The sequence below is a fragment of the bacterium genome (genome assembly GCA_021372615.1).
Classification (GTDB): domain Bacteria; phylum Armatimonadota; class Zipacnadia; order Zipacnadales; family UBA11051; genus JAJFUB01.
In genome coordinates, this window is record JAJFUB010000147.1 from 1 (window position 1) to 2,760 (window position 2,760).

Consider the following 2,760-nt stretch of genomic DNA (forward strand, 5'->3'; position numbering starts at 1 on the left):
GGCGGCGGGGCCCGCCGCACACGACGCGGCACCCGCCGCCTGACTGTTGCCCTACATACCCAAGCTTCAGAAGTCGCAGCGGCGCGATGAATCGCGGCCCTACTCCGCCAGCAGGGCCTTGATGTCGTCCTTGACCTGGGCTGAGGTGGCGTCGGGCCCGAGGGAATACCGCAGGATGCCCTTGCGGTCAATGATCCGCACCTGGGGGATGGGCACGATCGCGACGTCCCCGAAGAAGGCCTTGTGGGTCTTGTCGTCCAGCGCCGCCAGGGGGATGTCGAAGCCCTCGGGACGCCAGCCTTTGATCTCGGCCTCGCTGTCCCCGTTGGACAGCGCCAGGAACTCCACGCCCTGCTTGCCCAACTCGTAGGCCGCATCGTCGTAGTCGCGCAGGTGCTCTACGCACGGCTTGCAGTACGTCGCCCAGAAGTCCACCACCAGGATCTTGCCGGCGTAGTCCTTGAGGCTGTGCGTCTTGCCGTCAATGTCCGTGACGGTGAAGTCCGGGGCCCTCTTCCCCACACCGTCGGCCTGCGCTCCCGCCTGCGTGGACGGCGGAGGCGTCACGGGCGCCGCTACGGGCGGCGTCTGCGCTGTGGGGCCTGCTGTTTGCCTGCACCCTCCTACCAGCACCAGCACGGCCAGAACTGCGACTGCAAACACGGGAAGCTTGCTCCACATGGTCACCCTCCACCCCCCGTCTAGTGCGTCCCCGTATGCCCGAACCCCCCGGCTCCGCGCGCGGTCTCGTCGAGCACCTCGACCAGGGCCAGCTCGGCGCGGCTGACCGGGGCGATGACGAGTTGCGCGATGCGGTCCCCCCGGTTGATGGTGAACGGCTCCTGGGAGATGTTCACGAGCCCCACGCACAGCGGCCCGCGGTAGTCCGCGTCAATCGTCCCGGGCGCGTTGGCCACGGTGATGCCGTGGCGGATGGCGAGGCCGCTGCGGGGCCTGACCTGCGCCTCGTAGCCGTCGGGCAGAGCGATCCGCAGCCCCGTGGGCACCAGAGCCCGCGCGCCGGGCTCCAGCACCAGCGGTTCGGAGATGGCGGCCCGCAGGTCCAGCCCCGCCGCATGCTCGGTCTCATAGCGAGGCAGTTCCAGCCCCTGCCCCTCGGGCTCGATCAACACTTCGACACGTACCGGGTCTGCCAAGCCTATCCTCCTGCCTGTATGGCGCGGTCCTGGTACTCCAGGGCCGTACTCCCGATCTGGATCACATCGCCGGCGCGCAGGGCCTGGCGCTGGATGGGCCGTCCGTTGACCAGCGTCCCGGCGCCCAGGTCGCGCAACTGGTAGACACCCCCGGCCGCCTCCAGCGCGCAGTGCTGGGGCGCGATGTGCGGGTCCTTCAGCAGCGCAATGTCGCACTTGGGCGAGCTGCCGATGGTCGTGACCTGATTGTACACGATGAACTGCTTGCCCGTCAGCGGCCCGCCCACCACCGCCAGCCAGGCCTGCTTGCGCAGCTCCTCAATCAGGCCGATGGCAGCGCCGCTGAGGCCGCCAATGAGCGTGATGGCCAGCAGGCGGCTCCCCAGCCCACCGAGGGCCATGCCCAGCGGATCGAACAGGAACCCGCCGGCAAAGCCGCCGACCGCGCCGCCCATCAGGCCGTTGACGATCTTCTTGACCGACTTGGCCGGCAAGCCGTGGGCCACCCCCAGCCCCACCCCGACCGCCAGCCCGGCGATGCCCCAGCCGATGGTGCGCGCGATGATCTGCTGGACGCTCAGCTCCTGGCTGTCGGGCGACAGCGTGCCGTAGACGAGCTGGGCGAACATCCCGCCCAGCGCGCCGCACAACAGGCCGCTGCCGAGGCCAATGCCTCCGCCGATGGCGACCTTGCGCAGGTTGCCCGAGTAGATACCATCCACGACGCCGATGCACAGGCCCGTGCACGAGCCGATGAGACCGGCGAAGACCATCGTGTAGAGCACCGCCGTGTCCTCGGAGTGCTCGTAGCCATGGGTGCGCAGGTAGCCGATGCCCACGGCAGCGGCGCCCAACGTCGCGCCCACGCCCAGGCCCGCGAGGGGCCCGAGATAGCTCCCCGACCCGCCGGCGCTCCACTGCGAGAAGCCCAGGGCCATCCCCAGGCCCGCCGCGGCGGCGATGGCGATGGCGAGGCAAATCACGACATAGGTGCCCAACTCGCCGGAGCTGCCCGCATCGCCCAGGTAGGCGACCGGCTCGGTCAGCCCCCAGGCGAGGATGCCGCCCAACGCCCCCGCAATGGCCATCTGGATCAGCAGCGAACCCACCAGCCCGCCGGCCAGGGCGCCCTTCTTGCCCTTGGGCAGGGCGGCATAGGCGCCGGGCTCCACGCCCGGGTACTGGCTGGCGGCCGGGTAGGCCGGCGCCCCGGCAGGCGCGGGTGGCGGCGCGGCCACATCGTCCAGGTCGAGGCTGTCAATGACCAGCACGCTCTCGGTGGGCGCCAGTGGCGGCACAGGAGCGGCCGGCGGCAAGCCGACCGGCGCTTCCTCCGCGTCGAGGTCATCCAGCGACAGGTCTATGTCGGGTTGTTCGCGACCGTTGTCGTCGGTCATGTACGCCTCCGGGAGAGGCAAGCGTCAGGTGGCAAGTGGCAAGTGCCAAGTGGCAAGTGAACGGCAACGGCAGGTGCACGGCAACGGCAAGTGCACGTCAACCGTAGCTACTGGCGGCGGCGGATGCTGTTGATGAGGCCGTGGAGCATGCGTCCGATCTCCGCCGCCGATGCCGTGCAAGCCGCGTGACGGACCGGCTCCCCCAG

At 70.0% G+C, this 2,760-nt stretch carries 3 protein-coding genes; all 3 read right to left on the reverse strand.

The genetic code is table 11. From position 1 onward, the window contains the following. Positions 1-99 precede the first annotated feature (99 nt). The 3 genes from LLH23_21370 to LLH23_21380 are packed head-to-tail and all read right to left on the reverse strand — an operon-like array spanning position 100 to position 2,554. Complete coding sequence (locus LLH23_21370) at positions 100-681, reverse strand: peroxiredoxin family protein (GenBank protein MCE5241021.1); 582 nt, start codon at positions 679-681, stop codon at positions 100-102. A gap of 20 nt (positions 682-701) precedes the next feature. Beyond that, positions 702-1,157, reverse strand: a complete 456-nt coding sequence (dut, locus tag LLH23_21375) for a dUTP diphosphatase (GenBank protein ID MCE5241022.1) — start codon at positions 1,155-1,157, stop codon at positions 702-704. Between the two features lie 2 nt (positions 1,158-1,159). After that, positions 1,160-2,554, reverse strand: a complete 1,395-nt coding sequence (locus LLH23_21380; GenBank protein MCE5241023.1) for an FHA domain-containing protein — start codon at positions 2,552-2,554, stop codon at positions 1,160-1,162. Positions 2,555-2,760 lie beyond the last annotated feature (206 nt).

Excerpts from the sequence above, each read along its gene's own strand:
- LLH23_21370 (MCE5241021.1), bottom strand. The coding sequence starts at position 681 with ATGTGGAGCAAGCTTCCCGTGTTTGCAGTCGCAGTTCTGGCCGTGCTG.
- LLH23_21380 (MCE5241023.1), bottom strand. The coding sequence starts at position 2,554 with ATGACCGACGACAACGGTCGCGAACAACCCGACATAGACCTGTCGCTG.